Source organism: Allobrachymonas wangyanguii, assembly GCF_045055315.1.
Lineage (GTDB): Bacteria > Pseudomonadota > Gammaproteobacteria > Burkholderiales > Burkholderiaceae_C > Brachymonas > Brachymonas wangyanguii.
Map to the genome: position 1 here is coordinate 132,300 of NZ_CP173677.1, position 24,495 is coordinate 156,794.

At 60.8% G+C, this 24,495-nt stretch carries 34 protein-coding genes; 26 read left to right on the forward strand and 8 right to left on the reverse strand.

Features of this window, described 5'->3' with window-relative positions; translation table 11 throughout:
* The first annotated feature begins 89 nt into the window (after positions 1 to 89).
* The 15 genes from rpsL to rpsQ all read left to right on the forward strand — a co-directional run bounded on the left by rpsL (position 90) and on the right by rpsQ (position 10,136).
* A complete protein-coding gene (rpsL, locus tag ACI3EV_RS00580; RefSeq protein WP_018714926.1) occupies positions 90 to 467 on the forward strand; it encodes a 30S ribosomal protein S12 in 378 nt (125 codons plus the stop codon).
* Between the two features lie 166 nt (positions 468 to 633).
* Positions 634 to 1,104, forward strand: coding sequence for a 30S ribosomal protein S7 (gene rpsG, locus ACI3EV_RS00585; RefSeq protein ID WP_018714927.1), 471 nt, complete (start codon positions 634 to 636; stop codon positions 1,102 to 1,104).
* A 146-nt stretch (positions 1,105 to 1,250) separates the two neighbouring features.
* Positions 1,251 to 3,353 (forward strand): elongation factor G, encoded by a 2,103-nt coding sequence (fusA, locus tag ACI3EV_RS00590; RefSeq protein ID WP_337692114.1) that lies wholly within the window; start codon positions 1,251 to 1,253, stop codon positions 3,351 to 3,353.
* A 144-nt stretch (positions 3,354 to 3,497) separates the two neighbouring features.
* Positions 3,498 to 4,688, forward strand: coding sequence for an elongation factor Tu (gene tuf, locus ACI3EV_RS00595; protein ID WP_337692076.1), 1,191 nt, complete (start codon positions 3,498 to 3,500; stop codon positions 4,686 to 4,688).
* Between the two features lie 13 nt (positions 4,689 to 4,701).
* The gene (gene rpsJ, locus ACI3EV_RS00600) at positions 4,702 to 5,013 is read left to right on the forward strand and encodes a 30S ribosomal protein S10 (protein ID WP_044397456.1); all 312 of its coding nucleotides are present in this window, start codon (positions 4,702 to 4,704) and stop codon (positions 5,011 to 5,013) included.
* A 249-nt stretch (positions 5,014 to 5,262) separates the two neighbouring features.
* Positions 5,263 to 5,937, forward strand: coding sequence for a 50S ribosomal protein L3 (gene rplC / locus ACI3EV_RS00605; protein ID WP_329771836.1), 675 nt, complete (start codon positions 5,263 to 5,265; stop codon positions 5,935 to 5,937).
* Positions 5,937 to 6,557, forward strand: a complete 621-nt coding sequence (rplD, locus tag ACI3EV_RS00610) for a 50S ribosomal protein L4 (protein ID WP_329771838.1) — start codon at positions 5,937 to 5,939, stop codon at positions 6,555 to 6,557. The genes rplC and rplD overlap by 1 nt, the downstream gene beginning before the upstream one ends.
* The gene (gene rplW, locus ACI3EV_RS00615; RefSeq protein ID WP_329771840.1) at positions 6,554 to 6,868 is read left to right on the forward strand and encodes a 50S ribosomal protein L23; all 315 of its coding nucleotides are present in this window, start codon (positions 6,554 to 6,556) and stop codon (positions 6,866 to 6,868) included. The genes rplD and rplW overlap by 4 nt, the downstream gene beginning before the upstream one ends.
* A gap of 2 nt (positions 6,869 to 6,870) precedes the next feature.
* Complete coding sequence (gene rplB, locus ACI3EV_RS00620; RefSeq protein WP_329771841.1) at positions 6,871 to 7,698, forward strand: 50S ribosomal protein L2; 828 nt, start codon at positions 6,871 to 6,873, stop codon at positions 7,696 to 7,698.
* 10 nt (positions 7,699 to 7,708) lie between these two features.
* Entirely contained in the window at positions 7,709 to 7,984 is a 276-nt protein-coding gene (gene rpsS, locus ACI3EV_RS00625; RefSeq protein ID WP_329771843.1) for a 30S ribosomal protein S19, read from the forward strand.
* A gap of 9 nt (positions 7,985 to 7,993) precedes the next feature.
* Positions 7,994 to 8,323: a 50S ribosomal protein L22 gene (gene rplV, locus ACI3EV_RS00630; RefSeq protein WP_018716263.1), complete on the forward strand. Its 330-nt coding sequence runs from the start codon at positions 7,994 to 7,996 to the stop codon at positions 8,321 to 8,323.
* A 12-nt stretch (positions 8,324 to 8,335) separates the two neighbouring features.
* Positions 8,336 to 9,190, forward strand: a complete 855-nt coding sequence (gene rpsC / locus ACI3EV_RS00635; RefSeq protein ID WP_329771844.1) for a 30S ribosomal protein S3 — start codon at positions 8,336 to 8,338, stop codon at positions 9,188 to 9,190.
* Positions 9,191 to 9,219: 29 nt separating this feature from the next.
* A complete protein-coding gene (rplP, locus tag ACI3EV_RS00640; RefSeq protein ID WP_018716261.1) occupies positions 9,220 to 9,636 on the forward strand; it encodes a 50S ribosomal protein L16 in 417 nt (138 codons plus the stop codon).
* 17 nt (positions 9,637 to 9,653) lie between these two features.
* Positions 9,654 to 9,851, forward strand: a complete 198-nt coding sequence (gene rpmC / locus ACI3EV_RS00645) for a 50S ribosomal protein L29 (protein ID WP_018716260.1) — start codon at positions 9,654 to 9,656, stop codon at positions 9,849 to 9,851.
* Positions 9,852 to 9,866: 15 nt separating this feature from the next.
* Positions 9,867 to 10,136: a 30S ribosomal protein S17 gene (gene rpsQ / locus ACI3EV_RS00650; RefSeq protein WP_018716259.1), complete on the forward strand. Its 270-nt coding sequence runs from the start codon at positions 9,867 to 9,869 to the stop codon at positions 10,134 to 10,136.
* Positions 10,137 to 10,223: 87 nt separating this feature from the next.
* Here rpsQ and ACI3EV_RS00655 read toward each other — a convergent pair whose 3' ends face one another.
* Both ACI3EV_RS00655 and ACI3EV_RS00660 read right to left on the reverse strand, forming a co-directional pair.
* A complete protein-coding gene (locus ACI3EV_RS00655; protein WP_337692156.1) occupies positions 10,224 to 10,727 on the reverse strand; it encodes a GNAT family N-acetyltransferase in 504 nt (167 codons plus the stop codon).
* Between the two features lie 4 nt (positions 10,728 to 10,731).
* Entirely contained in the window at positions 10,732 to 11,418 is a 687-nt protein-coding gene (locus ACI3EV_RS00660; RefSeq protein ID WP_337692157.1) for a cytochrome b/b6 domain-containing protein, read from the reverse strand.
* 137 nt (positions 11,419 to 11,555) lie between these two features.
* Between ACI3EV_RS00660 and ACI3EV_RS00665 the strand changes: the two genes are divergently transcribed.
* Positions 11,556 to 12,020 (forward strand): cytochrome c, encoded by a 465-nt coding sequence (locus ACI3EV_RS00665; protein WP_329771848.1) that lies wholly within the window; start codon positions 11,556 to 11,558, stop codon positions 12,018 to 12,020.
* On the opposite strand, the gene ACI3EV_RS00670 is transcribed toward ACI3EV_RS00665, so the two are convergent.
* Positions 12,021 to 12,518 (reverse strand): TlpA disulfide reductase family protein, encoded by a 498-nt coding sequence (locus ACI3EV_RS00670; RefSeq protein WP_329771850.1) that lies wholly within the window; start codon positions 12,516 to 12,518, stop codon positions 12,021 to 12,023.
* Positions 12,519 to 12,756: 238 nt separating this feature from the next.
* Between ACI3EV_RS00670 and ACI3EV_RS00675 the strand changes: the two genes are divergently transcribed.
* From ACI3EV_RS00675 to ptsP, 3 genes are read left to right on the forward strand one after another with little or no spacing between them, the layout of a single operon-like run.
* Positions 12,757 to 13,224, forward strand: a complete 468-nt coding sequence (locus ACI3EV_RS00675; RefSeq protein WP_337692158.1) for a PTS sugar transporter subunit IIA — start codon at positions 12,757 to 12,759, stop codon at positions 13,222 to 13,224.
* Positions 13,193 to 13,462: an HPr family phosphocarrier protein gene (locus ACI3EV_RS00680; RefSeq protein ID WP_026320783.1), complete on the forward strand. Its 270-nt coding sequence runs from the start codon at positions 13,193 to 13,195 to the stop codon at positions 13,460 to 13,462. The genes ACI3EV_RS00675 and ACI3EV_RS00680 overlap by 32 nt, the downstream gene beginning before the upstream one ends.
* Before the next feature lie 39 nt (positions 13,463 to 13,501).
* Positions 13,502 to 15,244, forward strand: a complete 1,743-nt coding sequence (gene ptsP / locus ACI3EV_RS00685) for a phosphoenolpyruvate--protein phosphotransferase (RefSeq protein ID WP_337692159.1) — start codon at positions 13,502 to 13,504, stop codon at positions 15,242 to 15,244.
* On the opposite strand, the gene speE is transcribed toward ptsP, so the two are convergent.
* The 5 genes from speE to ACI3EV_RS00710 all read right to left on the reverse strand — a co-directional run bounded on the left by speE (position 15,241) and on the right by ACI3EV_RS00710 (position 18,912).
* Positions 15,241 to 16,191 (reverse strand): polyamine aminopropyltransferase, encoded by a 951-nt coding sequence (gene speE, locus ACI3EV_RS00690; protein ID WP_337692160.1) that lies wholly within the window; start codon positions 16,189 to 16,191, stop codon positions 15,241 to 15,243. The genes ptsP and speE overlap by 4 nt on opposite strands.
* Positions 16,188 to 16,610 carry an adenosylmethionine decarboxylase gene (gene speD / locus ACI3EV_RS00695; RefSeq protein ID WP_337692161.1) on the reverse strand — a complete coding sequence of 141 codons (423 nt, stop codon included), beginning with the start codon at positions 16,608 to 16,610 and terminating at the stop codon, positions 16,188 to 16,190. The genes speE and speD overlap by 4 nt, the downstream gene beginning before the upstream one ends.
* 268 nt (positions 16,611 to 16,878) lie before the next feature.
* Positions 16,879 to 17,883, reverse strand: a complete 1,005-nt coding sequence (gene lipA / locus ACI3EV_RS00700) for a lipoyl synthase (RefSeq protein ID WP_329771856.1) — start codon at positions 17,881 to 17,883, stop codon at positions 16,879 to 16,881.
* A gap of 69 nt (positions 17,884 to 17,952) precedes the next feature.
* Positions 17,953 to 18,627, reverse strand: coding sequence for a lipoyl(octanoyl) transferase LipB (gene lipB / locus ACI3EV_RS00705; protein ID WP_329771857.1), 675 nt, complete (start codon positions 18,625 to 18,627; stop codon positions 17,953 to 17,955).
* Positions 18,628 to 18,912 carry a DUF493 family protein gene (locus ACI3EV_RS00710; protein WP_329771858.1) on the reverse strand — a complete coding sequence of 95 codons (285 nt, stop codon included), beginning with the start codon at positions 18,910 to 18,912 and terminating at the stop codon, positions 18,628 to 18,630.
* A 281-nt stretch (positions 18,913 to 19,193) separates the two neighbouring features.
* Between ACI3EV_RS00710 and ACI3EV_RS00715 the strand changes: the two genes are divergently transcribed.
* The 7 genes from ACI3EV_RS00715 to atpG are packed head-to-tail and all read left to right on the forward strand — an operon-like array spanning position 19,194 to position 24,472.
* Positions 19,194 to 19,706 carry an ATP synthase subunit I gene (locus tag ACI3EV_RS00715; protein ID WP_329771859.1) on the forward strand — a complete coding sequence of 171 codons (513 nt, stop codon included), beginning with the start codon at positions 19,194 to 19,196 and terminating at the stop codon, positions 19,704 to 19,706.
* A 27-nt stretch (positions 19,707 to 19,733) separates the two neighbouring features.
* Positions 19,734 to 20,627, forward strand: a complete 894-nt coding sequence (gene atpB / locus ACI3EV_RS00720; RefSeq protein WP_329771860.1) for a F0F1 ATP synthase subunit A — start codon at positions 19,734 to 19,736, stop codon at positions 20,625 to 20,627.
* Positions 20,628 to 20,681: 54 nt separating this feature from the next.
* On the forward strand, positions 20,682 to 20,927 hold the full coding sequence (gene atpE, locus ACI3EV_RS00725) for a F0F1 ATP synthase subunit C (RefSeq protein ID WP_018716087.1): 246 nt from the start codon (positions 20,682 to 20,684) through the stop codon (positions 20,925 to 20,927).
* 33 nt (positions 20,928 to 20,960) lie between these two features.
* Positions 20,961 to 21,431 carry a F0F1 ATP synthase subunit B gene (locus tag ACI3EV_RS00730; RefSeq protein ID WP_329771861.1) on the forward strand — a complete coding sequence of 157 codons (471 nt, stop codon included), beginning with the start codon at positions 20,961 to 20,963 and terminating at the stop codon, positions 21,429 to 21,431.
* 12 nt (positions 21,432 to 21,443) lie between these two features.
* Positions 21,444 to 21,974: a F0F1 ATP synthase subunit delta gene (locus tag ACI3EV_RS00735; protein WP_329771862.1), complete on the forward strand. Its 531-nt coding sequence runs from the start codon at positions 21,444 to 21,446 to the stop codon at positions 21,972 to 21,974.
* A 41-nt stretch (positions 21,975 to 22,015) separates the two neighbouring features.
* Positions 22,016 to 23,575: a F0F1 ATP synthase subunit alpha gene (atpA, locus tag ACI3EV_RS00740; protein WP_329771863.1), complete on the forward strand. Its 1,560-nt coding sequence runs from the start codon at positions 22,016 to 22,018 to the stop codon at positions 23,573 to 23,575.
* Between the two features lie 15 nt (positions 23,576 to 23,590).
* Positions 23,591 to 24,472, forward strand: a complete 882-nt coding sequence (gene atpG / locus ACI3EV_RS00745; protein WP_329771864.1) for a F0F1 ATP synthase subunit gamma — start codon at positions 23,591 to 23,593, stop codon at positions 24,470 to 24,472.
* Positions 24,473 to 24,495 lie beyond the last annotated feature (23 nt).

Here is a 24,495-nt window from a genome sequence, read left to right on the forward strand (position 1 = left end):
TACCCTGTGCGTCCGCCGGAGAATTCACGTTCATCAACCCGTAATTCGTTCACGTTTAGGGAATTACACATCCTGAGAGGGAGGCATCAGTGCCAACTATCAACCAGCTCGTGCGTCAAGGACGTACGGTCGAAGTCGTCAAATCCAAGAGCCCTGCGATGGAGAACTGCCCGCAGCGCCGTGGCGTGTGCACCCGCGTGTACACCACCACTCCCAAGAAGCCCAACTCCGCCATGCGTAAGGTTGCCAAGGTGCGCCTGACCAATGGTTTCGAGGTCATCTCCTACATCGGTGGTGAAGGTCACAACCTGCAGGAACACAGCGTGGTGCTGGTTCGCGGCGGTCGTGTGAAAGACCTTCCCGGTGTGCGTTACCACATCGTCCGCGGTTCCCTGGACCTGCAGGGCGTGAAGGACCGCAAGCAGTCCCGTTCCAAGTACGGTGCCAAGCGTCCCAAGAAGGCCTGATAGGTTTTCGTCATTCGGTGCTTGTGCGGCCAGGCAGGCTGCAGCAGGCGTAGTGACCCGGAAAGCGTGCCAACCGTTTTTTCGTGCATGCGGGTCGAGTAAGTGGGTGTCCTGATGGCACTCGCGGTACCTGAAATGGTGCCAACTGAAGCAAGAGGTTAAGAAAATGCCACGTCGTCGTGAAGTCCCTAAACGTGAAATCCTGCCGGATCCCAAGTTCGGTAGCGTAGAGCTGTCCAAATTCATGAACGTGATCATGGAAGGCGGCAAGAAGGCGGTTGCCGAGCGCATCATCTACGGCGCTCTGGAACAGATGGAAAAGAAGGCCGGCAAGGATCCGCTGGAGCTGTTCAACACCGCCATCAACAACGTCAAGCCCATGGTGGAAGTGAAATCCCGCCGCGTGGGTGGTGCCAACTACCAGGTGCCGGTCGAAGTGCGCCCGGTGCGTCGTCTGGCCCTGTCGATGCGCTGGATCAAGGACGCCGCCCGCAAGCGTGGCGAGAAGTCCATGGCCGCACGTCTGGCCAACGAAATGCTGGAAGCCTGCGAAGGCCGCGGTGGCGCCATGAAGCGTCGTGACGAAGTGCACCGCATGGCCGAAGCCAACAAGGCCTTCTCGCACTTCCGCTTCTAATCGGATTTTCGTCCGGAAGACGATCCAGGAACAGGGCTTCGGCGGCATGGCTGCCGCAAGCCCTGTGCTGCATCATGGGATCGTCATGCCGCCGTACGGCGGTTCTAGTAAAATATCTTTTTCTCAAGTACATCCAAAGGTTCATCATGGCCCGCAAGACTCCTATCGAGCGCTACCGCAACATCGGTATTTCTGCGCACATTGACGCCGGCAAGACCACCACGTCCGAGCGTATCCTGTTCTACACCGGTGTGACCCACAAGCTGGGTGAAGTGCACGATGGCGCTGCTACTACCGACTGGATGGAGCAGGAGCAGGAGCGTGGCATCACGATTACCTCCTCTGCCGTGACCTGCTTCTGGAAGGGCATGGACCTGTCTCGCCCCGAACACCGCATCAACATCATCGACACTCCTGGCCACGTGGACTTCACCATCGAGGTGGAGCGTTCCATGCGCGTGCTGGACGGTGCCGTGATGGTCTACTGTGCCGTGGGTGGCGTGCAGCCGCAGTCCGAAACCGTGTGGCGTCAGGCCAACAAGCACAAGGTGCCGCGTCTGGCCTTCGTGAACAAGATGGACCGTACTGGTGCCAACTTCTTCAAGGTCGTGGACCAGATGAAGCTGCGCCTGAAGGCCAACCCGGTGCCGATCGTGATTCCCGTTGGTGCCGAAGACGGCTTCAAGGGCGTGATCGACCTGATCAAGATGAAGGGCATCCTGTGGGACGAGGCTTCCCAGGGCATGAAGTTCGAGTACATCGACATCCCTGCTGAGCTGGAAGATACCGCCAAGGAATGGCGCGAAAAGATGGTCGAGTCCGCAGCGGAAGCCACTGAAGAGCTGATGAACAAGTACCTGGAAGAAGGTGACCTGTCCGAAGAAGACATCATCGAAGGTCTGCGCCAGCGTACCATCGCTACCGAAATCCAGCCGATGCTGTGCGGTTCCGCGTTCAAGAACAAGGGTGTGCAGCGCATGCTGGACGCCGTGCTGGACCTGCTGCCCTCTCCGAAGGACATCCCCCCGGTTGCCGGCACTGACGAAGACGAGAACCCCGTCACGCGTGAAGCCGACGACAACGAGAAGTTCTCTGCCCTGGCATTCAAGCTGATGACCGACCCGTTCGTCGGCCAGCTGACCTTTGTGCGCGTCTACTCCGGCGTGCTGAACAAGGGTGACACGGTGCTGAACTCCACCAAGGGCAAGAAAGAGCGTATCGGCCGTATCGTGCAGATGCACGCCAACGAGCGCCAGGAAATCGAAGAGATCCGCGCCGGCGACATCGCTGCCTGCGTGGGCCTGAAGGAAGTCACCACCGGTGAAACCCTGTGTGACCTGGCTGCCCCGGTGATCCTGGAACGCATGGTGTTCCCCGAGCCCGTGATTGCCCAGGCCGTCGAGCCCAAGACCAAGGCTGACCAGGAAAAGATGGGTATCGCCCTGTCCCGCCTGGCTGCAGAAGACCCGTCCTTCCGCGTCCGTACCGACGAGGAATCCGGTCAGACCATCATCGCCGGCATGGGCGAGCTGCACCTCGAGATTATCGTGGACCGCATGAAGCGCGAGTTCAACGTGGAAGCCAACGTGGGCAAGCCGCAAGTGGCCTACCGCGAGACCATCCGCAAGCAGGTCACCGATGTGGACGGCAAGTTCGTGCGTCAGTCCGGTGGTAAGGGCCAGTACGGTCACGTCGTGTTCCGCGTCGAGCCGAACGAAACCGGCAAGGGCTTCGAGTTCCTGGACGAGATCAAGGGCGGTGTGGTTCCGCGTGAATACATCCCGGCCGTGCAGAAGGGTGTGGAAGAAGCCCTGAACGCCGGCGTACTGGCTGGCTACCCGGTGGTCGACGTGAAGGTCGCCCTGACCTTCGGTTCCTACCACGATGTGGACTCGTCCGAGCAGGCGTTCAAGATGGCCGCCATCTTCGGCTTCAAGGAAGCGTGCAAGAAGGCCAACCCGGTGATCCTGGAGCCCATGATGGCCGTGGAAGTCGAGACTCCCGAAGACTACGCCGGTACCGTGATGGGTGACCTGTCCTCCAAGCGCGGTATGGTCCAGGGCATGGACGACATGGTGGGCGGCGGCAAGGCGATCAAGGCCGAGGTTCCGCTGTCCGAGATGTTCGGCTACGCCACCGCACTGCGTTCCATGACGCAGGGTCGCGCCAGCTACACGATGGAATTCAAGCACTACGCTGAAGCGCCGCGTAACGTGTCCGAAGCGATCATCGCTGCACGTTCCAAGTAAGTACAGTGCCCGGCTGCCTGCAGCCGGGCTTCCGTTTGTCTGTGATGCTGCACCTCCGGCTGCCCGTGGCCGGAGATCCCGTGACAGCATGCAGACGTAAAACCAGGTCACGGGCAAAGCTCATTTATTGAAAGGAAGCCAATCATGGCAAAAGAAAAGTTTGAACGGAGCAAGCCGCACGTCAACGTAGGCACCATCGGTCACGTGGACCACGGCAAGACCACCCTGACGGCAGCAATCGCTACCGTGCTGGCCAGGAAGTTCGGCGGCGACGCCCGCGACTACAGTCAGATCGATAACGCGCCCGAAGAAAAGGCCCGCGGCATCACTATCAACACTTCCCACGTCGAGTACGAAACGGCCAACCGCCACTACGCACACGTGGACTGCCCCGGCCACGCGGACTATGTGAAGAACATGATTACCGGTGCTGCCCAGATGGACGGCGCTATCCTGGTCTGTTCCGCTGCTGACGGCCCGATGCCCCAGACGCGCGAGCACATCCTGCTGTCCCGTCAGGTTGGCGTGCCCTACATCATCGTGTTCCTGAACAAGTGCGACATGGTGGACGACGAAGAGCTGCTGGAACTGGTCGAAATGGAAGTGCGCGAGCTGCTGAGCAAGTACGACTTCCCGGGCGACGACACCCCGATCGTGAAGGGTTCCGCCAAGCTGGCGCTGGAAGGTGACACCGGCGATCTGGGCGAAGGCGCAATCATGAAACTGGCTGAAGCTCTGGACAGCTACATCCCGACGCCCGAGCGCGCCGTGGACGGCACGTTCCTGATGCCGGTGGAAGACGTGTTCTCCATCTCCGGCCGTGGTACCGTGGTGACCGGTCGCGTCGAGCGCGGCATCATCAAGGTCGGCGAGGAAATCGAGATCGTGGGTATCAAGGACACCCAGAAGACGACCTGCACGGGCGTGGAAATGTTCCGCAAGCTGCTGGACCAGGGTCAGGCTGGCGACAACGTCGGTATCCTGCTGCGTGGCACCAAGCGTGAAGACGTCGAGCGCGGCCAGGTGCTGTGCAAGCCGGGCTCCATCAAGCCGCACACCGAGTTCACCGCCGAGGTGTACGTGCTGTCCAAGGACGAAGGTGGCCGTCACACGCCGTTCTTCAACAACTACCGTCCCCAGTTCTACTTCCGTACCACGGACGTGACCGGTTCCATCGAGCTGCCGGCCGACAAGGAAATGGTGATGCCGGGTGACAACGTGTCCATCACCGTGAAGCTGATCGCCCCGATCGCCATGGAAGAAGGCCTGCGTTTCGCCATCCGCGAAGGTGGCCGTACCGTGGGCGCTGGCGTGGTTGCCAAGATCATCGCGTAAGGAGCATTCATACATGTCCAAGCAAAAGATCCGCATCCGCCTGAAGGCTTTCGATTACAAGCTGATCGACCAGTCCGCTGCCGAGATCGTCGATACCGCCAAGCGTACCGGCGCCATCGTCAAGGGTCCGGTGCCGCTGCCGACACGCATGAAGCGTTTCGACATCCTGCGTTCGCCCCACGTGAACAAGAGCAGCCGTGACCAGCTGGAGATCCGCACCCACCAGCGCCTGATGGACATTGTCGACCCGACCGACAAGACCGTTGACGCGCTGATGAAGCTGGACCTGCCGGCAGGCGTGGACGTAGAGATCAAGCTGCAGTAATGCCTTGACTTGCTGGACTGCCCTGCGGGGCAGAACGGCTTGCGGCCGGGGAGCAACATCCCCGGCCGTTTTCATTGCAGGCTATTGCACAATTTTTTGGCGCAGTCTACAATGCAAGGCTTCGTGCACTTTTGCGCGCATGTTTTTTTCGTGCGCAATCCAGGTGTGCGGGGTTTTATTAACAGTCTTTCACGCAACAACGTGGCTGGCCAATTGCAGTCGGTCATGGTGAAAGTTACGGAGAAAACAATGAGTCTGAGCAAACACATGGGTTTGCTGGGCCGCAAGGTGGGCATGATGCGTGTCTTCACCGACGACGGGGAATCCATCCCTGTCACGGTGGTTGACGTGTCTGACAACCGCGTGACCCAGGTCAAGACCGAAGCCAATGACGGCTACGTGGCCCTGCAGGTCACGTATGGCAAGCGCCGCGCCTCGCGCGTCACCAAGCCGCAAGCCGGCCATCTGGCAAAAGCTGGCGTCGAAGCCGGCGAGGTCGTTCGTGAATTCCGCGTGACTGAAGAAACCGCTGGCAAGTACGCCGCCGGTACTGCCCTGCCTGTGACCGAGCTGTTCAGCGTCGGCCAGAAGGTGGACGTGCAGGGTACTTCGATCGGTAAGGGCTACGCTGGTACCATCAAGCGCCACAACTTCAGTTCCCAGCGTGCTTCGCACGGTAACAGCCGTTCGCACCGTGTGCCCGGCTCCATCTCCATGGCACAAGACCCCGGTCGCGTGTTCCCCGGCAAGAAGATGACCGGCCACATGGGCGATGAAACCGTCACCACGCAAAATCTGTCCGTCGTGCGTATCGACGAAGCTCGTCAGCTGCTGCTGATCAAGGGTGCCATTCCTGGTGCCAAGGGTGGCTTCGTGTCCGTGCGTCCGGCCGTGAAGGCTAAAGCAGCCGAAGGAGCCAACTGATGCAAATCGAACTCCTGAATGAACAAGGTCAGTCCGCAGCCGCCGTGGACGTGAACGAGACCGTCTTCGGCCGCGATTACAACGAAACGCTGGTGCACCAGATGGTGGTGGCCTATCAGGCCAATGCCCGCCAGGGTACGCGTCAGCAGAAGAACCGCGAAACCGTCAAGCACTCTACCAAGAAGCCGTTCCGTCAGAAGGGCACTGGTAACGCACGTGCCGGTATGACGTCTTCCCCGATCTGGCGTGGAGGCGGTCGCGCTTTCCCGAATACGCCTGAAGAAAACTTCAGCCAGAAGATCAACAAGAAGATGTACCGCGTGGGCATGTCCGTGATCCTGTCGCAGCTGGTGCGCGACGGTCGCCTGTCCGTGGTGGACAACCTGACGGTTGATACTCCCAAGACCAAGGCCCTGGCTTCCAAGTTCAAGGCCATGAATCTGGACTCCGTGCTGGTGATCACCGAGAACGTCGATGAGAACCTGTACCTGGCTTCCCGCAACCTCGGCCACGTGCTGGTTGTCGAGCCGCGTTATGTCGATCCCCTGTCCCTGGTCTACTACAAGAAAGTCCTGGTGACCAAGGCTGCACTCGACAAGCTGCAGGAGATGTTCGCATGAGCACGCAGAAATTTGACGAAGGCCGTCTGATGGCCGTTCTGGTGGCTCCCGTTGTGTCCGAAAAGGCCACCATGGTTGCCGAAAAATCCAATGTCGTTACCTTCAAGGTGCTGCAGGACGCTAGCAAGCCCGAGATCAAGGCCGCTGTTGAACTGCTGTTCAACGTGGAAGTGACCGGCGTGTCCGTAGTCAACACCAAGGGCAAGGTCAAGCGCTTCGGCCGTAGCATCGGTCGCCGCAACAACGTGCGCAAGGCCTATGTGTCCCTCAAGGAAGGTGCCGAGCTGAACCTGTCTGGGGAGGCTGCTTAATCATGGCTGTTATCCAAATCAAACCGACCTCCTCTGGTCGCCGTCACGCCATCAAGGTGTCCCGTGACCACCTGCACAAGGGTGCCGGTTACGCTCCCCTGCTGGAACCCCAGTTCCAGAAGGCCGGCCGTAACCACAATGGTCACATCACCGTGCGCCACAAAGGCGGCGGTCATCGTCACCACTACCGTGTGGTCGACTTCGTGCGCGCTGACAAGGACGGCATCCCCGCCAAGGTCGAGCGTATCGAATACGATCCGAACCGTACCGCGCACATCGCGCTGGTGTGCTACGCCGACGGCGAGCGCCGCTACCACATCGCTCCGCGCCACCTGGAAGTGGGCGCCAGCATCGTGAGCGGCTCTGAAGCGCCGATCCGCGTGGGCAATACCCTGCCGATCCGCAACATCCCGGTCGGTTCCACCATCCACTGCATCGAGCTGAAGGCAGGCAAGGGCGCGCAGATTGCACGCTCCGCTGGTACTTCCGCTACCCTGCTGGCCCGCGAAGGCGTGTACGCCCAGGTGCGTCTGCGCTCCGGTGAAGTCCGCCGCATCCACATCGAATGCCGCGCCACCATCGGTGAAGTCGCCAACGAAGAGCACAGCCTGCGCCAACTGGGCAAGGCCGGTGCCAAGCGCTGGCTGGGTATCCGCCCGACCGTACGCGGCGTTGCCATGAACCCGATCGACCACCCGCATGGTGGTGGTGAAGGTCGTACCGGTACCGGTATGGCGCCTGTCGATCCGTGGGGCAACCTGACCAAGGGCTACCGTACTCGTAACAACAAGCGCACGCAGTCCATGATTGTGTCGCGTCGCAAGAAATAAGGGGTAGACAATGGCTCGTTCTCTCAAAAAGGGTCCATTCGTAGACCATCACCTGATGGCCAAGGTTGAAAAGGCCGTCGAAACCCATGACAAGAAGCCGGTGAAGACCTGGTCGCGTCGCTCCATGATCCTGCCCGAGTTCATCGGTCTGACGATCGCCGTGCACAACGGCAAGCAGCACGTGCCGGTTTACGTGACTGACCAGATGGTTGGTCACAAGCTGGGTGAATTTGCCCTGACCCGTACCTACAAGGGTCACGCGGCAGACAAGAAAGCGAAGAGATAAGGAAAGACCATGGAAACACGTGCAATTGTTCGTGGCGTCCGTCTGTCGGTCGATAAAGGCCGTCTGGTCGCCGACATGATTCGTGGCAAGAAAGTGGATCAGGCCCTGCAGATCCTGACGTTCACGCAGAAGAAAGCTGCCGTGATCATCAAGAAGGCCCTGGAGTCCGCCATTGCCAACGCCGAGCACAACGACGGTGCCGATATCGACGATCTGAAGGTCAAGACCATCTACGTCGAACAAGGCCCGACGCTCAAGCGCTTCACCGCCCGCGCCAAAGGCCGCGGTAACCGTATCAGCAAGCCCACGTGCCACGTGTACGTGACGGTTGGCAACTGAAAGGTGTAAGCAATGGGACAAAAAATTCATCCTACCGGTTTCCGCCTGGCGGTAAGCCGTAACTGGAACAGCCGTTGGTATGCCAACAACCGTGACTTCGCCGGCATGCTGGCCGAAGACATCAAGGTTCGCGAATACCTGGCCAAGAAACTGAAGAACGCTTCTGTTTCCCGCATCCTGATCGAGCGCCCTGCCAAGAGCGCCCGCATCACGATCTTCTCCGCTCGTCCGGGCGTGGTGATCGGCAAGAAGGGTGAGGACATCGAAAACCTGAAGCGCGAACTGAACACCATGCTGGGTGTTCCGGTGGCCGTGAACATCGAAGAAGTGCGCAAGCCCGAAATCGATGCCAAGCTGATCGCCGACAGCATCACCCAGCAGCTGGAAAAGCGCATCATGTTCCGTCGCGCCATGAAGCGCGCCATGCAGAACGCCATGCGCATGGGTGCCCAGGGCATCAAGATCATGTCTGCCGGTCGTCTGAACGGCATCGAGATCGCCCGTACCGAGTGGTACCGTGAAGGCCGTGTGCCGCTGCACACGCTGCGCGCCGACATCGACTACGGTGTGTCCGAAGCAGAAACCACCTACGGCATCATCGGTGTCAAGGTGTGGGTCTACAAGGGCGACAACCTGGGCCGCAACGATGTGCCCGTGGCAGCCGAACCGCGTGAAGACGAGCGTCGTCCGCGTGGCCGTCGCGATGGCCGCGGCAACGACCGTCCGCGCACCCGCCGCATCGGTGGCAACACCGCTCCGGCTGATGGCAGTGACAAGCCGGCTGAAGCCTCTGGCGCAGCCACCCCCGCCGTTAAGCGCGTCCGTAACGCGCCCGCTGCAGCAGCGGACGGCACCGCAGCCGAATAATCCTGTTCGGCTGACCTAGGAGAAGAATCATGCTGCAACCTGCACGCAGAAAATACCGCAAAGAGCAGAAAGGCCGCAACACCGGTCTGGCTACCCGTGGCAACGAGGTGTCCTTCGGTGATTTCGGTCTGAAGTCGACCGACCGTGGTCGCCTGACTGCCCGTCAAATCGAATCTGCACGTCGTGCGATTTCCCGTCACGTGAAGCGTGGCGGCCGCATCTGGATCCGTGTGTTCCCCGACAAGCCGATTTCCCAGAAGCCCGCAGAAGTGCGTATGGGTAACGGTAAGGGTAACCCGGAGTACTACGTGGCTGAAATCCAGCCCGGCAAGATGCTGTTTGAAATCATGGGCGTTCCCGAGCAACTGGCACGTGAAGCGTTCACGCTGGCCGCTGCCAAGCTGCCGCTGCGCACCACGTTTGCCGAGCGCCGTCTGGGCGCCTGATCAGGAGGATGACTATTATGAAAACGACTGATCTGCGCAACAAGGACATCGCTGGCGTCGAGGCCGAAATCAAGGACCTGCAAAAGGCCCACTTCGGTCTGCGCATGCAAAAGGGCACCCAGCAACTGCAAAACACGGCTGCACTGCGCCAGACGCGCCGTGACATCGCTCGCGCCAAGACTATTCTTGCCGAGAAGAAACAAGCCGCCAAGTAATCAAGGAGTGACAACATGACGGAAGCAAAAACCTCCCTCAAGCGCACCTTGGTTGGCAAGGTGGTAAGCGACAAGCGCAACAAGACCGTGACTGTGATGATCGAGCGTCGCGTGATGCACCCGATCTACGGCAAGATCATGATCAAGACCAGCAAGTACCACGCTCACGACGAGAATGGTGAGTACAAGCTGGGCGACATCATCGAGATTACCGAGAGCCGTCCGCTGTCGAAGACCAAGAACTGGGTGGCAACCCGCCTGGTTCAGAAGGCTGCCGTGGTCTGATCCCACCCATCCTTCCGGCCTGCCCCATCGGGTGCAGGCTGTAACGCCCCACTCCTACCGGATGGGGCGTTTTTTTGTGCCTGTGGCTTACAGGGCCAGCATCAGGTAGTGTGTGCCGGCGTGTGGGTTGTAGTAGTACGGCGGGATCTCGACAAAGCCCAGCTCCTCGTACAGGGCGCGGGCGGCCTCCATCTCGCTGATGGTGTCCAACAGTACGTGCTGGTAGCCGGCCATGCGGGCCGCGTCCAGAATACCTTCAGTCAGCGTACGGCCCAGGCCAAAACCTCGGAACATGGGACGCACGTACAGGCGCTTCATTTCGGCAGCATCGGCGTAGTCGGAATCAGGCAGGGGGCGCATGGCGCAGCAGCCGGCCACGGCGCCATCGACCAGGGCCAGCAGCAAGGCACCACCGGGCGGCGTGTAGTCGCCGGGAAATTCGGCCATTTCGCGTTCGAAATCCTGGAAATCCAGTGGAATATCCAGACTGTCGGCGTATTCCTGGACGATCTGGCGTGCTTCGTCGAGCAGCTGCCCGTCGGTCACGGTCAGCAGGCTGATGGTAGGCGGCGCTTCAGGGAGATCAGGCATGCAATCAGAAGGAAGAAGATGACAGGGCGGCCAGCCACCAGACCAGGCCGATGCACAGGCAGAGCAGTACCAGCGCCAGCAGGCGACGAGTCGCAGTGTCCTGGCTGGGAGGCGTGTTGGCGGGCAAGGTCTTGTTGCCGTCCAGCATGGGCCGGATCAGTGGCTTGTGTCGTATCAGGCTCTGGTACAGCACAGCCAGCACATGCAGGGCGATAAAGACCAGTATCAGGTTTTGCCCCCAGAGATGCACGCGGGTAAACCACTGGCTGCGTTCCTCGGAAACCAGGCTCGCCAAGGGGCCGGCAAAGGCGATATCGTCGGTGCTGAACAGGCCGCTGGTGGCCTGGGCCAGCAACAGCAGCAACATGAGCAGGATCGACCAGGAACCAGACGGGCTATGGCCTGGTGAGTTTGCCTCGTCGCGGTGCGTGGAGGCTTGTTGCATCAGGTTGCGCGGATGCAGCTGCAAGGCGGCAAAGCGTGACCAGCGACCGCCGACCAGGCCCCAGACAAGCCGGAACAGCAGCAGGCCACAGACCAGCTGGCCTAGGCGGATATGCCTGTCCATCCAGAGACCGCCCAGGCTGGCGGTAATGAACATGCCGGCAACCAGCAGCACCAGCAGCCAGTGAAACAGGCGGGTAGGCAGATCCCAGATCCGGATCGGCGTACGGGAAGAAGGTGGTGTCATCAGGAATCGTGCTGGGGCTTCTGACAGCAAGGCAAGAGATGAATCTTTTACTCTATCACAGGGCTACGGCAGCTGACTTATAGTGGGGGCCTGTCGACAAGCAGCCTATGTGGCTGAAGAGAACAAGGACCATCTGCATGAAACGCCTATTCCACCTTTCTGCTGCTGCCGTGCTGCTGTTGAGTGGCGCTGCGGCATCGGCCCAGCATTTTGCCAAGCCCGAGGAAGCCATTGCCTACCGCCAGAGCGCTTTCAGCCTGATGCAGGCGCATATGACCCCGTTGGGAGCCATGGCTACGGGCAAGGCGAGCTACGATCCTGCTGCGGCCAGGCTGCATGCCGATGTGGTAGCTTACCTGGCGCATCTGCCCTGGGCGGGATTTGTGCCGGGGACAGACAAGGGTGATACGCGTGCCAGGCCGGAGATCTGGACTGACAGCGCACGCTTCCAGCAGGAGGCTGTCGACTTCAGGCAGGCTGCGGCAGGCCTGTCAAAAGCAGCCAGCAGCGGCCAGCTGGATGCACTGAAGCAGGCTTTCAGCACGACCTCACAAAGTTGCAAGTCCTGCCACGACGCCTTCCGTCACAAGCAGTCACGCTGATCAGGAGGCCAGCAGCTTCTCGATCAGGCTGTGCAGTTCTTTCTCGTTGGGCGCGCCGACGTACTGCTTGACGATCTCGCCCTGCTTGTTGAGCAGGAAGGTGGTGGGGGTAATGGTGATATCGCCCCATTCCTTGGCAATGCCGCCAGTGTTGTCCAGTGCCACCTCAAACGGCAGCTTGCGTGACTGTACGAAGTTGTTCACGTATTCGGGCGGATCGTACTGCATGGCCACGGCGACGGTGCGATAGCCCTGCCCCTGGTACTTCTCGAATGTCTGGCTCAGCATCGGCATTTCTGCGACACAGGTGGTGCAGCTGGTAGCCCAGAAATTGACCAGCGTGACATGGCCTTTCCAGTCGGCGGTGGTCTTCTGGCTGCCATCCAGCATCAGGAAGCTGGATTGCGGTGCGGAGTTGTTGTTATTGAGCGAAAAATAGGTGGCAGCCGCCACGCCGACAATGGCGAGGATGGCCATGAGGCGGAATATGAGTTTCATGGTGGGATGGCGCAGGCGCAGATAACGGAAACAGATGGCTAGTGTAGCGTTTGTGCCGATACCCGCCAGCATCATGGGACATGGCAGCCTGCACTGAAACAGATTGTCACCTATACTGTCAGATCGCTATCAGGCTGAGAACACAGTCTGATGACGACTTTCGCCAGGTCCGGTACCCTGGATCTGACACAGCCGTGAACTTTCGACAGGATGGAGCACGCGCGCAAGGCGTGACAGCATGAACCAGATTCTGATCGTTGCCCATGACCCGTTGGCCGAGGCGATGCGCCAGTGCGCCCTGCACGTCTTTCCGGATTGTGACGAGCGCGTGCTGGCACTGGACGTGCCGCCCCAGGAAGCCCCGGATGTGACGCAGCAGCGCGCCCTGCAGTTGCTGCAGCGTCTACCGGCCGAGGGCGTGCTGATCCTGACCGATGTGTTCGGTGCCACGCCATCGAACGTGGTGCAGCGGCTGTTGCAATCGGTGCCAGCCGATGTGCACGGCATGCAGGTCCGCGCCCTGAGCGGCATGAGCCTGCCGATGCTGCTGCGTGCCACCTGCTATGCGGAACTGCCCCTGGATGAGCTGGTCGAACGTGCCATGGCAGGTGCCCAGCAGGGCATCATGGCGTTTGCCTATACACCGGTCCAGAATCAGCAACGAGATCTCCCCCATGATTCAGCAAGACATCACCATCAGCAATAGACTGGGCTTGCATGCCCGTGCTTCAGCCAAGCTCACCAAGCTGGCCGGTTCCTTTCCCTGCGAAGTCTGGATGACGCGCGGCAGCCGCCGCGTGAACGCCAAGAGCATCATGGGCGTGATGATGCTGGCAGCCGGTATCGGCACCGAGGTCACGCTAGAAACCAGTGGCGAGCAGGAACAGGAAGCGATGGACGCGCTGCTGGCCCTGATCAACGACAAGTTCGGTGAAGGCGAATAAGCCGGGCAGCAGCAGTACGACAGACAGGAGACAGGCAGCATGACGATATCGATCCATGGCATTGGCGTGGGGCGTGGCGTCGGCATTGGCCGTGCCGTGGTGATCGCGTCCAGCCGGGCCGATGTCGGGCACTATTTCATCGATGCCGAACAGGTCGAGGCAGAAATCGCGCGCGTGTACGAGGCGCGTGATGCGCTGGTGCAGGAAATCCAGCTGCTGCTGGCGACCATGAACAAGGACATGCCGGGCGAAGTGGCGGCACTGCTGGAAGTGCACATGCTGCTGCTGCAGGATGATGAACTTTATAGCGGCGTGCGTTACTGGATTGCCGATCGCCTCTACAACGCCGGCTGGGCGCTGTCGACGCAGTTCGAGCGGCTGGCGCGCCAGTTCGAGGAGATGGACGATCCCTACCTGCGCGAGCGCAAGGCGGATCTGGAGCAGGTGATCGAGCGCCTGATCAAGCGCATCCAGGGCGAGGAATCGCCCTTGGCGATGCAGGCACCGGCCAGCAGTGGCAGCGAGTGCCTGGATGCGGCCGATGTGCCGCTGGTGCTGGTGGCGCACGACCTGACACCGTCCGACATGCTGCAATTCCGCCAGAGTGTGTTCAAGGGCTTTGTTACTGATGTCGGTGGCAAGACCTCGCACACGGCGATCGTGGCGCGCAGCATGGGCATTCCGGCGGTGGTGGGCGCGCGTGGCGCCAGCCGGCTGGTGCAGCAGGACGACTGGATCGTCATCGACGGCGATGCCGGCGTGATGCTGGTCAACCCCTCGCCCATCGTGCTGGACGAATACCGTTTCCGCCAGCGCCAGGACGAGCTGGACAAGACGCGCCTGCTGCGCATGCTCAATACGCCATCGGTCACGCTGGATGGCCAGAAGGTCGAGCTGCTGGCGAATATCGAGCTGCCACAGGATACCCAGGCGGCGCTGGCTGCCGGGGCCGTCGGCGTCGGCCTGTTCCGTAGCGAATTCCTGTTCATGGGGCGCAAGCAGCACCATCCGGATGAAGAAGAGCAATACCGGGCCTATTGCCAGGCGCTGGAAGGCATGCAAGGCCTGCCGCTGACGATCCGCACGATTGACGTCGGTGCCGACAAGCCGCTGGACGACAGCGTGCCGGATCTGGCACACCTGAATCCGGCGCTGGGATTGCGTGCCATCCGCTGGAGCCTGGCCGAGCCGGCGATGTTCCTGACCCAGCTGCGCGCCATCCTGCGCGCGGCTGCGCTCGGACGCGTGCACGTGTTGATCCCGATGCTGGCGCATGAAAGCGAGATCCGCCAGACGTTGCAGATGCTGGATATGGCACGCCAGCAGCTGGACGAGAAAGGCATGGTGTACGGCGAGGTGCTGCTGGGCGCCATGATCGAGGTGCCGGCGGCGGCCCTCACCGCGCGCATGTTCCTCGAACATTTCGACTTTCTGTCGATTGGCACCAACGACCTGATCCAGTACACGCTGGCGATTGACCGCGCCGACGAATTGGTCGCGCATCTCTACGATCCGCTGCACCCGGCCGTACTGCAGCTGCTGGCGATGACGATCCAGGCTGCCATCGATGCCGGCAAGCCGGTATCGGTTTGCGGCGAAATGGCGGGTGACACCAGCTTCACGCGCCTGCTGCTGGGACTGGGCCTGCGCAGCTTTTCCATGCACCCGGCGCAGATCCTTGCGGTCAAGCAGGAAATCGTGCGCGCCGATGCCGGCAAGCTCAAGGACTGGGCGCAACAGGTGCTGGCCAGCCGTGATCCGGCCAGCCTGATGCGGTCTTAAGCGCGGGTAACCTGCAGCGGGTCAAAGTCTTCCGGCTGCAAACTCGGATCCTGCAGGGCCTTGTCGTCGCGGATCGGTTCGGCCGGCTGCGCCAGCAGCTCGCGCAGGTAGTTCGGCTGCGCCAGCAGCGCCTGGTGCATGGCGCCGTTGTAGAGCTGCAGGTCGCGCAGGCCCAATGCGGCGATGCGCTGATCCACCTCGTCAGCTGTCAGCGTCAGCGGGTCGGTGCTGTCGGAGGCCATGGCCATCGCCCACTGCGTGCCGTACAGCGGCACGTACTGCATGTAGGGGCGCACCACCGGAAACACCTCGCGCAGCGATGCCACGATGCGCGCCAGCGTATCGGGTCGGTGGATCGGCGACTGGATATGCAGCGACAGCACGCCGCCCGGCTGCAGCGCACGACGGCAGCTGGCGTAGAACTCGCTGGTGTAGAGCTGTACCGCCGGACCAAAGGGGTCGGTCAGGTCCAGCACGATCTGGTCAAAGCGCTCTTCGCACTGTTCCACGAACTGGCGGCCATCGCCCAGACGGATGTCGAGGCGCGGATCGTCAAAGGCACCGCGGTGGATCTGCGGCAGCCACTCGCGCGCCATGTCGATGACTTCGCTGTCCAGCTCGGCCAGCACCACGCGCTGCATCTCGGGGTACTTGAGCAGCTCCTCGATGGAGCCGCCATCGCCGCCGCCGATCACCAGCGCCGATTTCGGGCTGCCAAGCGATACCGCTGGCAGGTGGATCATCGGTTCGTGGTAGAAGAATTCGTCGCGCTCGGAGGTCATGAAGCAGCCGTCAATGCGCATGGCGCGGCCAAACAGCGGCGTCTCCAGGATCTCGATGTGCTGCATGTCGGAACGCTGCTCGGCCAGCAGTGCACCGGCGCGCAGGTAGAAACCGAAGTCGGCCGTCAGCTGTTCCAGCGCAAAGCGGTCAGCGGGGGGCTTCATGCGCGGACCACGCGATGCAGGTGCGGGTCTTCCGGGTCGAAGGCGTTCATCATGGTCTTGAACAGCGCTTCGGCCTTGCTGCTGTTGTCGCAGTCATAGCTGCAGACATAGACGTCCAGCGTCACATAACCATCTTCCGGCCAGGTGTGCAGTGACAGGTGCGATTCCGCCAGCACGACCACGCCGGTCACGCCGCAGCCTTCACCAAAGCTGTGGAACAGGCTGCCTACGGTGGTCAGGCCGGCATCGGCGACCGCCTGCTTGCAGAAGGCCTCCAGATAGCCGGCATCTGTCATCAGGCGCGGATCGCTGTCACAGCCGTAAAGGTCACCAATCAGGTGCAGACCGGCAGCCTTGCGCGGCACGTCCTGTGCGGCACGGCGCTGCTTGGGAAGAATGGAATGGGTTGAAGCTTGCAATGGCATCTCCACAAGGGGGTGGCAACAAGGCCATGGAAAGGATTTCCATGGCGTCTAGCAGCGGGCATCCCTGACGGGATACGGGTGCTGACTGAAGTCCGCTGCTGACGCCGTTTGGGGCATACGCCCGAAGCGCAGCAACGAAAGATGCTCCGGCTGTGGGCCGGAGGGGTAGTAATTATAATCTGAATTATTTAATTTGGCAAGCCGTGTTGGCCTGCCATCGTACATGGCGAAATAGCTCCGCCTTGTACGCGCGTTGCCAGGCTCAGACGCCGGCGGCGTGTGCCTGCTGGTCGGCGTGGTAGCTGGAGCGCACCAGCGCACCCACGGCGGCGTGGCTGAAGCCCATTTCCTTCGCCTTTGCCTCGAACATCTTGAAGGTGTCCGGGTGCACATAGCGGCGCACCGGCAGGTGGCTGGTGCTCGGCGCCAGGTACTGGCCAATCGTCAGCATGTCGATATCGTGGGCACGCATATCCTGCATCACCTCGAGGATTTCCTCGTCGGTCTCGCCCAGGCCGACCATCAGACCGCTCTTGGTCGGGATATGCGGGAACATCGCCTTGAACTTCTTCAGCAGGTTCAGGCTGAACTGGTAGTCGCTGCCCGGGCGCGCCTGCTTGTACAGGCGCGGCACGGTTTCCAGGTTGTGGTTCATCACGTCCGGCGGTGCCGCCTTCAGGATCTCCAGCGCCTTGTCGTCGCGGCCACGGAAGTCGGGTACCAGCACCTCGATCTGGGTGCTGGGTGCCAGCTCGCGCGTGCGGCTGATGCAGTCCACATAGTGCTGCGCGCCGCCGTCGCGCAGGTCATCGCGGTCCACGCTGGTGATGACCACGTACTTGAGCTTGAGCGCGGCAATCGTCTTCGCCAGGTTTTCCGGCTCGTTCACATCCAGTGGATCCGGACGGCCGTGGCCGACATCGCAGAACGGGCAGCGGCGCGTGCACTTGTCGCCCATGATCATGAAGGTGGCGGTGCCGTGGCCAAAACATTCGCCGATGTTGGGGCAGGAAGCCTCCTCGCACACCGTCACCAGCTTGTTCTGGCGCAGGATGTCCTTGATTTCGTAGAAGCGCGTGCTGGGGCTGCCAGCCTTGACACGGATCCAGTCGGGCTTGCGCAGGATCTCGTGCTGTTCCACCTTCACCGGAATGCGCGACAGCTTGGCGGCGGCCTTCTGCTTGGCCAGCGGGTTGTAGGAGGCAACATCCTGGGCTTCACGCACCACGGGGTTGCTGCTGTGGGATTCGGGGGTTTTGGGATTCATGGCAGAAGGCAGACGAAAAACAGGGGGTGAGCAAGTGTAGCCGCAGGGCAGATGCCGTGCTGGCCGGAATCAGGAGCCCAGACGACGCGCAAGCGCATTGCCCAGGCGGTCGGCGGCCTCTTGCCAGCTGGTCTGGATGCCGCAATAGGCGAGGTCAATCGTTTGCAGGCCGCTGTAGCCGCAAGGATTGATGCGCTGGTAGGGCTCCAGGTCCATCGCCACGTTCAGCGCCACGCCGTGGTAGCTGAAATGGCGGCTGACCTTGATGCCCAGCGCGGCGATCTTGCCGAGATTGTGGAACTCCTGCCCCGGCAGGCGCGGCTCGTTGAGCGCCGCGTGGCTGAAAGGATCGTCCAGCCGCACATAGATGCCGGGCGCGCCAGCGACGCGGTGTCCGGTCACGCCGTAATCGGACAGCGTGCGCAGCACCGCTTCCTCGATGCGGTAGACCAGCTCTTTCACGAAGTAGCCGGAGCGCTTCAGGTCCAGCAAGGGATAGGCCACGACCTGACCAGGCCCGTGGTAGGTGACCTGGCCGCCGCGATTGCTTTGCACGACCGGGATATCGCCCGGAATCAGCACATGCTCGGCCTTGCCGGCCAGCCCTTGCGTGAATACCGGCGGGTGCTCGCACAGCCAGATCTGGTCAGGCGTATCGGCATCGCGCGCATCGGTGAAAGCGCGCATCTCGTCATAGGCGGTGGCGTAGTCGAGCACGCCACGCTGCAGGATCTGGATCGCCATTTACAGCACTACCTTGGAGCGCGGATGGCTGGTCAGCGCACGGTACAAGTCGTCCAGCTGCTGCTGGTTGATGGCCTGTACCGTGATCGTGATGCCGATATAGCGGCCGGTGCTGCTGGGGCGCAGCTCGCAGCTGCTCTCGTCATAGCCGGGATCAAACTGGCGTGCAATGGCGTGGATCTCGGCAATGTATTCTTCTGCGTGCTCGCCCATCACCTTGATGGGAAAGGCGCAGGGAAACTCGATCAGGGATTCCCGAGTGGCTTGTTGGGGATTGTCGGTCATGTCAGTTTTTTCCGTTGGTGCGGGCCGCTGCCCGCAGAACGCCGGGACGGCATCCTCATATGCAACATATGGGTGCATTGTGGCGCTTTTGCAAGCCAATGTCGCCCCTCGTCAGTACACCGGATGGGGTCAAGCTACTACAGCAAAACGCTGCAACTGGCGGAAAACAAAGCAGGTGTTTGTCAAAAAATCCGCATCAACTGGTCATATGCCGTGTTGCTGCGTATAATGCGCCGGAGTTCGTGTGTGCCCAACTGTGTGTACGGGTAGCGGATTGTAAAATGAAGCAGTATCCCGTTAACAACGCCACTTACGACGACACGCCAGAGGAAGACGAGATCATTCCCTGGACCGCAGAACAGGCAGAAGCCTGGCGCGCTGCAAACCCATCGCCCTCCTTGTGGCAGATGTGGAAGGTGCAGGCATACGCGGGGCTGGCGGTGGTTGTGGCAAGCGGATTGGTGCAAGCGCTGGCAGGCTGGAGTTCAGCCGTGGTGCTGTCTGCCATCTACGGGGTGCTGGCAGCCCTGCTGCCATCGGCACTGGCCATCGCAGGCATGCTGCGGGGCCGACGCAGGCAGGAACAGGCCGGTTTGCGGCTGGGAGCGGGCTTCGGCTTTGCCTCGGTGCTGGCCTGGGAAGGTGTGAAGGTCATGCTGACCATCGTGCTGCTGGCGCTGGCGCCGCTGCTGATGAGGGAGCACATGAACTGGCTGGCAATGCTGGCAGGATTTGTAGTGACGCTGAAGGCTTACTGGCTCGCGTGGATGCGCACCAGAAGCGTGGCCCACTGAAGAATTTTGTTTTTGGGATTGATCGATATGGCTGGAAATGTAGAACAAGCGGCGAACCACGGCCCCACGGCAAGTGAGTACATCGTCCATCACCTGCAGCACATGCAGTACAACTTCAACCTCGAGGCGGTCAAGCAGACCAAGATCGTGGATTTCAGCCTGTTCAACGCAGACTCCCTGATCTGGTCGATCCTGATGGGTGTGCTGGGCTGCTGGCTGCTGTGGCTGGGTGCCCGCAAGGCGACTTCCGGCGTTCCGGGCCGTTTCCAGGCTGCCGTCGAAGTGATGGCCGAAATGGTCGAAAACCAGGCCAAGGGCGTGATCCACAACGCCAAGAGCCGCAAGCTGATTTCCCCACTGGCCCTGACCGTTTTCGTCTGGATCTTCCTGATGAACGCGCTGGACCTGCTGCCGGTTGATCTGGTGCCCGAAATGTGGGCGCGCAGCTACGCAGCTGCCGGCAATGACCCGCACCACGCCTACATGCGTATCGTTCCCACGGCTGACCTGTCCACCACGCTGGGTCTGTCGGTTGGCGTTCTGCTGGTCTGCCTGTTCTACAACATCAAGATCAAGGGTCTGGGTGGCTGGGCGCACGAACTGGTCGCCGCCCCCTTCGGCAACCACCCGCTGCTGTACCCGATCAACTTCCTGATGCAGGTCATCGAATACGTTGCCAAGACCGTCTCTCACGGCATGCGACTGTTTGGTAACATGTTTGCAGGCGAGCTGGTGTTCATGCTGATTGCCCTGATGGGTGGTGCATGGGCGCTGAGCGGCACGGGCATCGGTCTGGCCATCGGTCATATCATTGCAGGTTCGGTGTGGGCCATCTTCCACATCCTGATCATTACGCTGCAGGCATTCATCTTCATGATGCTGACGCTGATCTATACCGGTCAGGCGCACGAAGCACACTGATCGCAATTTCAACTGGTTTTCTTTTACTTTTCCACCAACCTTTAGGAGCTTTTCATGGAAAACATTCTCGGCCTCGTTGCACTGGCTTGTGGTCTGATCGTCGGTCTGGGTGCTGTTGGCGCCTCTATCGGCATTGCATTGATGGGCGGCAAGTTCCTCGAATCTTCCGCACGCCAGCCTGAGCTGATCAACGAACTGCAGACCAAGATGTTCATTCTGGCTGGTCTGATCGACGCGGCTTTCCTGATTGGTGTTGCTATCGCCCTGCTGTTCGCATTCGCCAACCCCTTCGCCATCTAATTCTGTTACCTTTCATGACCGAAAGGGGGTAACATGAATATCAATGCAACATTGGTCCTGCAGGCCATTGTCTTTGCGATCCTGGTGTGGTTCACGATGAAGTTCGTGTGGCCCCCGATCACGAAGGCGCTGGACGAGCGGGCGCAAAAGATTGCCGACGGACTGGCTGCGGCTGACAAGGCCAAGGCTGATCTGGCGGACATGAACAAGAAGGTCGAAGCGGAGCTGTCCACCTCTCGCAATGAGGCGGCTGCCCGCATGGCCGATGCCGATCGTCGTGCACAGACCATGGTGGAAGAAGCCAAGGCCCGTGCCACCGAAGAAGGCAACAAGATCATTGCAGCCGCACAGGCAGAAGCCCAGCAGCAGGTTGTTCGCGCACGCGAAGAACTGCGCGAACAGGTCGCTGCCCTGGCCGTCAAGGGCGCCGAGCAGATCCTCCGCAAGGAAGTGAACGCTGGCGTGCACGCTGAACTGCTCAACCGCCTCAAGGCTGAGCTCTGATAAAGGAAGAACATGGCTGAACTTGCAACCATTGCTCGTCCTTATGCTCAGGCCTTGTTCGACGCAAGTGCCGGCAAGCTGGATGAGACTGCCCAGTGGGTGGGCCAGCTTGCTGCGGTAGCCGGCAATGCCGAGCTGCTGCAGGTGGCCGACAGCCCCAAAGTGCAAGGCTCGCAGCTGTTCGAGCTGATTGCAGGTTTGCTGCCGGCAGCCTTGCCTGAGGCAGGCAAGAACTTCCTGCGCCTGGTAGTGGACAATGGCCGCCTGGCGGCCTTGCCCGAAATCGCCAGCCAGTTCGAGTCGCTGAAAAATGCTGCCACTGGGGCGGCAGATGCCGTGATCTACAGTGCTTTCCCGATGGAAGGCGCCGAGCTCGCAGATCTGATGGCACTGCTGGAAAAGCGCTTTGGCACCAGGCTCCAGCCGACCGTGGTCGTTGACCAGGAGCTGATTGGCGGCGTGCGCGTTGTCGTGGGTGACGAAGTGCTCGACACCTCCGTCAAGGCCCGTATTGAACAAATGAAACAGGCGCTGACTGCGTAAGCGGGCCGGGTCTGAGGCAATTAAGGAAGAAGGAAAGAGTCATGCAACTCAATCCCGCAGAGATTTCTGAACAAATCAAAAGCCGCATCCAGGGTCTGGTAGGCACTGCCAACATCCGCAACGAAGGTACTGTTATCTCCGTTGCTGACGGCATTTGCCGCGTGTATGGCCTGTCCGATGCGATGCAGGGCGAAATGCTGGAGTTCCCGGCAGCCGCCGATGGCACCCCGACTTTCGGTCTGGCGCTCAACCTCGAGCGTGACTCCGTTGGTGCGGTGATTCTGGGTGCCTACGAGCACATCTCCGAAGGCGATACCGTGAAGTGCACGGGCCGCATTCTGGAAGTGCCGGTGGGTCCCGAGCTGATTGGCCGTGTGGTCAACGCGCTGGGCGAGCCGATTGACGGCAAGGGCCCGATCAACGCCAAGATGACGGACGTGATCGAGAAAGTGGCTCCGGGCGTGATCGCACGTAAATCCGTGGACCAGCCGGTGCAGACCGGCCTGAAGTCGATCGACTCCATGGTGCCGATCGGCCGTGGCCAGCGTGAGCTGATCATTGGTGACCGTCAGACCGGCAAGACTGCCGTGGCCATTGACGCGATCATCAACCAGAAGGGTCAGGACATGACCTGCGTGTACGTGGCCATCGGTCAGAAGGCTTCGTCCATCAAGAACGTGGTGCGCGCACTGGAGCGTGCCGGTGCCATGGACTACACCATCGTGGTCGCTGCTTCCGCTTCCGAATCTGCAGCCATGCAGTACGTGAGCGCCTACGCAGGCTGCACCATGGGCGAATACTTCCGCGACCGCGGCCAGGACGCCCTGATCATTTATGACGACCTGTCCAAGCAGGCCGTGGCCTACCGCCAGGTATCGCTGCTGCTGCGTCGTCCGCCGGGTCGTGAAGCCTACCCGGGTGACGTGTTCTACCTGCACAGCCGTCTGCTGGAGCGCGCAGCCCGCGTGAACGCCGACTACGTGGCAGAGTTCACCAAGGGTGAAGTGACTGGCAAGACCGGCTCCCTGACGGCACTGCCGATCATCGAGACGCAAGCTGGTGACGTGTCCGCATTCGTTCCGACCAACGTGATTTCCATTACCGACGGTCAGATCTTCCTGGAAACCAGCCTGTTCAACGCCGGTATCCGTCCCGCCATTAACGCCGGTATCTCCGTGTCCCGCGTGGGTGGTTCTGCACAGACCAAGCTGATCAAGGGCCTGTCCGGTGGTATCCGTACCGACCTGGCGCAGTACCGTGAACTGGCTGCGTTCGCACAGTTCGCCTCTGACCTGGACGAAGCAACCCGCAAGCAGCTGGACCGCGGTGCCCGCGTGACCGAACTGCTGAAGCAGACCCAGTACAGCCCGCTGTCGGTGGGCCTGATGGGTGCCACGCTGTTCGCAGTGAACAAGGGTTACCTGGACGACATCGATGTCAAGAAGGTTCTGGCATTTGAATCTGGTTTGCACGCACACCTGAAGGACAAGAACGCAGCCCTGCTGCAGCGTCTGGAAGAGAACAAGGCTTTCGACAAGGAAGGCAAGGACGAGGCCGAGCTGGCCGACGCCATCGCTGCCTTCAAGAAGTCCTTCGCGTGATCACGGGAGAGCAACGTGGCAGCTGGTAAGGAAATTCGCGGCAAGATCGCCTCGGTAGAAAATACCAAGAAGATCACCAAGGCCATGGAAATGGTGGCCGCATCCAAGATGCGCAAGGCGCAGGATCGCATGCACGCGGCTCGTCCGTACAGCGAAAAAGTCCGGGACATTGCTGCCAACCTTGGTGCTGCTAACCCGGAATACGTTCACCCCTTCATGGTCAAGAACGACGATGCCAAGGCCGTAGGCCTGATCGTCGTGACGACCGACAAGGGTCTGTGCGGTGGCATGAACACCAACGTGCTGCGCAGCGTGACCAACAAGATCCGTGAAAATCAGGACGCTCGCGTCGAGACGCGTGCCGTGGCCATTGGCAACAAGGGCTTCAGCTTCCTGAACCGCATGGGTGCCAAGGTCGTGGCCAACAGCATCCAGCTCGGCGATACGCCGCAGCTGGACAAGCTGATCGGCCCGGTCAAGGTGCTGCTCGATGCCTATGCCAATGGTGAACTGAGCGCCGTGTACATCGGCTACACCCGCTTCATCAACACCATGCGCCAGGAGCCTGTGCTGGAACAGCTGCTGCCCCTGTCGCAGAGCAAGATGGCAGAAGAGACGATGGCCAGTGGCAAGTCCCAGCACTGGGACTACATCTACGAGCCCGATGCACAGTCCGTGATCGACGATCTGCTGGTCCGCTATGTGGAAGCGCTGGTGCTGCAGTCCGTAGCCGAAAACATGGCGTCCGAGCAATCGGCGCGCATGGTGGCCATGAAGGCCGCTACCGACAACGCAGGCAATGTGATTCACGAGCTGAAGCTGGTCTACAACAAGACCCGCCAGGCTGCGATTACGACAGAACTGTCCGAGATCGTGGCTGGTGCCGCAGCGGTGTAACCCTAGAAATTATTGGAGCAAAA

What these genes read in the sequence shown, in the direction of transcription:
- rpsG (WP_018714927.1), top strand. Translation starts at nt 634, where the DNA reads ATGCCACGTCGTCGTGAAGTCCCTAAACGTGAAATCCTGCCGGATCCC.
- fusA (WP_337692114.1), top strand. Translation starts at nt 1,251, where the DNA reads ATGGCCCGCAAGACTCCTATCGAGCGCTACCGCAACATCGGTATTTCT.
- tuf (WP_337692076.1), top strand. Translation starts at nt 3,498, where the DNA reads ATGGCAAAAGAAAAGTTTGAACGGAGCAAGCCGCACGTCAACGTAGGC.
- rpsJ (WP_044397456.1), top strand. Translation starts at nt 4,702, where the DNA reads ATGTCCAAGCAAAAGATCCGCATCCGCCTGAAGGCTTTCGATTACAAG.
- rplC (WP_329771836.1), top strand. Translation starts at nt 5,263, where the DNA reads ATGAGTCTGAGCAAACACATGGGTTTGCTGGGCCGCAAGGTGGGCATG.
- rplD (WP_329771838.1), top strand. Translation starts at nt 5,937, where the DNA reads ATGCAAATCGAACTCCTGAATGAACAAGGTCAGTCCGCAGCCGCCGTG.
- rplW (WP_329771840.1), top strand. Translation starts at nt 6,554, where the DNA reads ATGAGCACGCAGAAATTTGACGAAGGCCGTCTGATGGCCGTTCTGGTG.
- rplB (WP_329771841.1), top strand. Translation starts at nt 6,871, where the DNA reads ATGGCTGTTATCCAAATCAAACCGACCTCCTCTGGTCGCCGTCACGCC.
- rpsS (WP_329771843.1), top strand. Translation starts at nt 7,709, where the DNA reads ATGGCTCGTTCTCTCAAAAAGGGTCCATTCGTAGACCATCACCTGATG.
- rplV (WP_018716263.1), top strand. Translation starts at nt 7,994, where the DNA reads ATGGAAACACGTGCAATTGTTCGTGGCGTCCGTCTGTCGGTCGATAAA.
- rpsC (WP_329771844.1), top strand. Translation starts at nt 8,336, where the DNA reads ATGGGACAAAAAATTCATCCTACCGGTTTCCGCCTGGCGGTAAGCCGT.
- rplP (WP_018716261.1), top strand. Translation starts at nt 9,220, where the DNA reads ATGCTGCAACCTGCACGCAGAAAATACCGCAAAGAGCAGAAAGGCCGC.
- rpmC (WP_018716260.1), top strand. Translation starts at nt 9,654, where the DNA reads ATGAAAACGACTGATCTGCGCAACAAGGACATCGCTGGCGTCGAGGCC.
- rpsQ (WP_018716259.1), top strand. Translation starts at nt 9,867, where the DNA reads ATGACGGAAGCAAAAACCTCCCTCAAGCGCACCTTGGTTGGCAAGGTG.
- ACI3EV_RS00655 (WP_337692156.1), bottom strand. Translation starts at nt 10,727, where the DNA reads ATGCCTGATCTCCCTGAAGCGCCGCCTACCATCAGCCTGCTGACCGTG.
- ACI3EV_RS00660 (WP_337692157.1), bottom strand. Translation starts at nt 11,418, where the DNA reads ATGACACCACCTTCTTCCCGTACGCCGATCCGGATCTGGGATCTGCCT.
- ACI3EV_RS00665 (WP_329771848.1), top strand. Translation starts at nt 11,556, where the DNA reads ATGAAACGCCTATTCCACCTTTCTGCTGCTGCCGTGCTGCTGTTGAGT.
- ACI3EV_RS00670 (WP_329771850.1), bottom strand. Translation starts at nt 12,518, where the DNA reads ATGAAACTCATATTCCGCCTCATGGCCATCCTCGCCATTGTCGGCGTG.
- ACI3EV_RS00675 (WP_337692158.1), top strand. Translation starts at nt 12,757, where the DNA reads ATGAACCAGATTCTGATCGTTGCCCATGACCCGTTGGCCGAGGCGATG.
- ACI3EV_RS00680 (WP_026320783.1), top strand. Translation starts at nt 13,193, where the DNA reads ATGATTCAGCAAGACATCACCATCAGCAATAGACTGGGCTTGCATGCC.
- ptsP (WP_337692159.1), top strand. Translation starts at nt 13,502, where the DNA reads ATGACGATATCGATCCATGGCATTGGCGTGGGGCGTGGCGTCGGCATT.
- speE (WP_337692160.1), bottom strand. Translation starts at nt 16,191, where the DNA reads ATGAAGCCCCCCGCTGACCGCTTTGCGCTGGAACAGCTGACGGCCGAC.
- lipA (WP_329771856.1), bottom strand. Translation starts at nt 17,883, where the DNA reads ATGAATCCCAAAACCCCCGAATCCCACAGCAGCAACCCCGTGGTGCGT.
- lipB (WP_329771857.1), bottom strand. Translation starts at nt 18,627, where the DNA reads ATGGCGATCCAGATCCTGCAGCGTGGCGTGCTCGACTACGCCACCGCC.
- ACI3EV_RS00710 (WP_329771858.1), bottom strand. Translation starts at nt 18,912, where the DNA reads ATGACCGACAATCCCCAACAAGCCACTCGGGAATCCCTGATCGAGTTT.
- ACI3EV_RS00715 (WP_329771859.1), top strand. Translation starts at nt 19,194, where the DNA reads ATGAAGCAGTATCCCGTTAACAACGCCACTTACGACGACACGCCAGAG.
- atpB (WP_329771860.1), top strand. Translation starts at nt 19,734, where the DNA reads ATGGCTGGAAATGTAGAACAAGCGGCGAACCACGGCCCCACGGCAAGT.
- atpE (WP_018716087.1), top strand. Translation starts at nt 20,682, where the DNA reads ATGGAAAACATTCTCGGCCTCGTTGCACTGGCTTGTGGTCTGATCGTC.
- ACI3EV_RS00730 (WP_329771861.1), top strand. Translation starts at nt 20,961, where the DNA reads ATGAATATCAATGCAACATTGGTCCTGCAGGCCATTGTCTTTGCGATC.
- ACI3EV_RS00735 (WP_329771862.1), top strand. Translation starts at nt 21,444, where the DNA reads ATGGCTGAACTTGCAACCATTGCTCGTCCTTATGCTCAGGCCTTGTTC.
- atpA (WP_329771863.1), top strand. Translation starts at nt 22,016, where the DNA reads ATGCAACTCAATCCCGCAGAGATTTCTGAACAAATCAAAAGCCGCATC.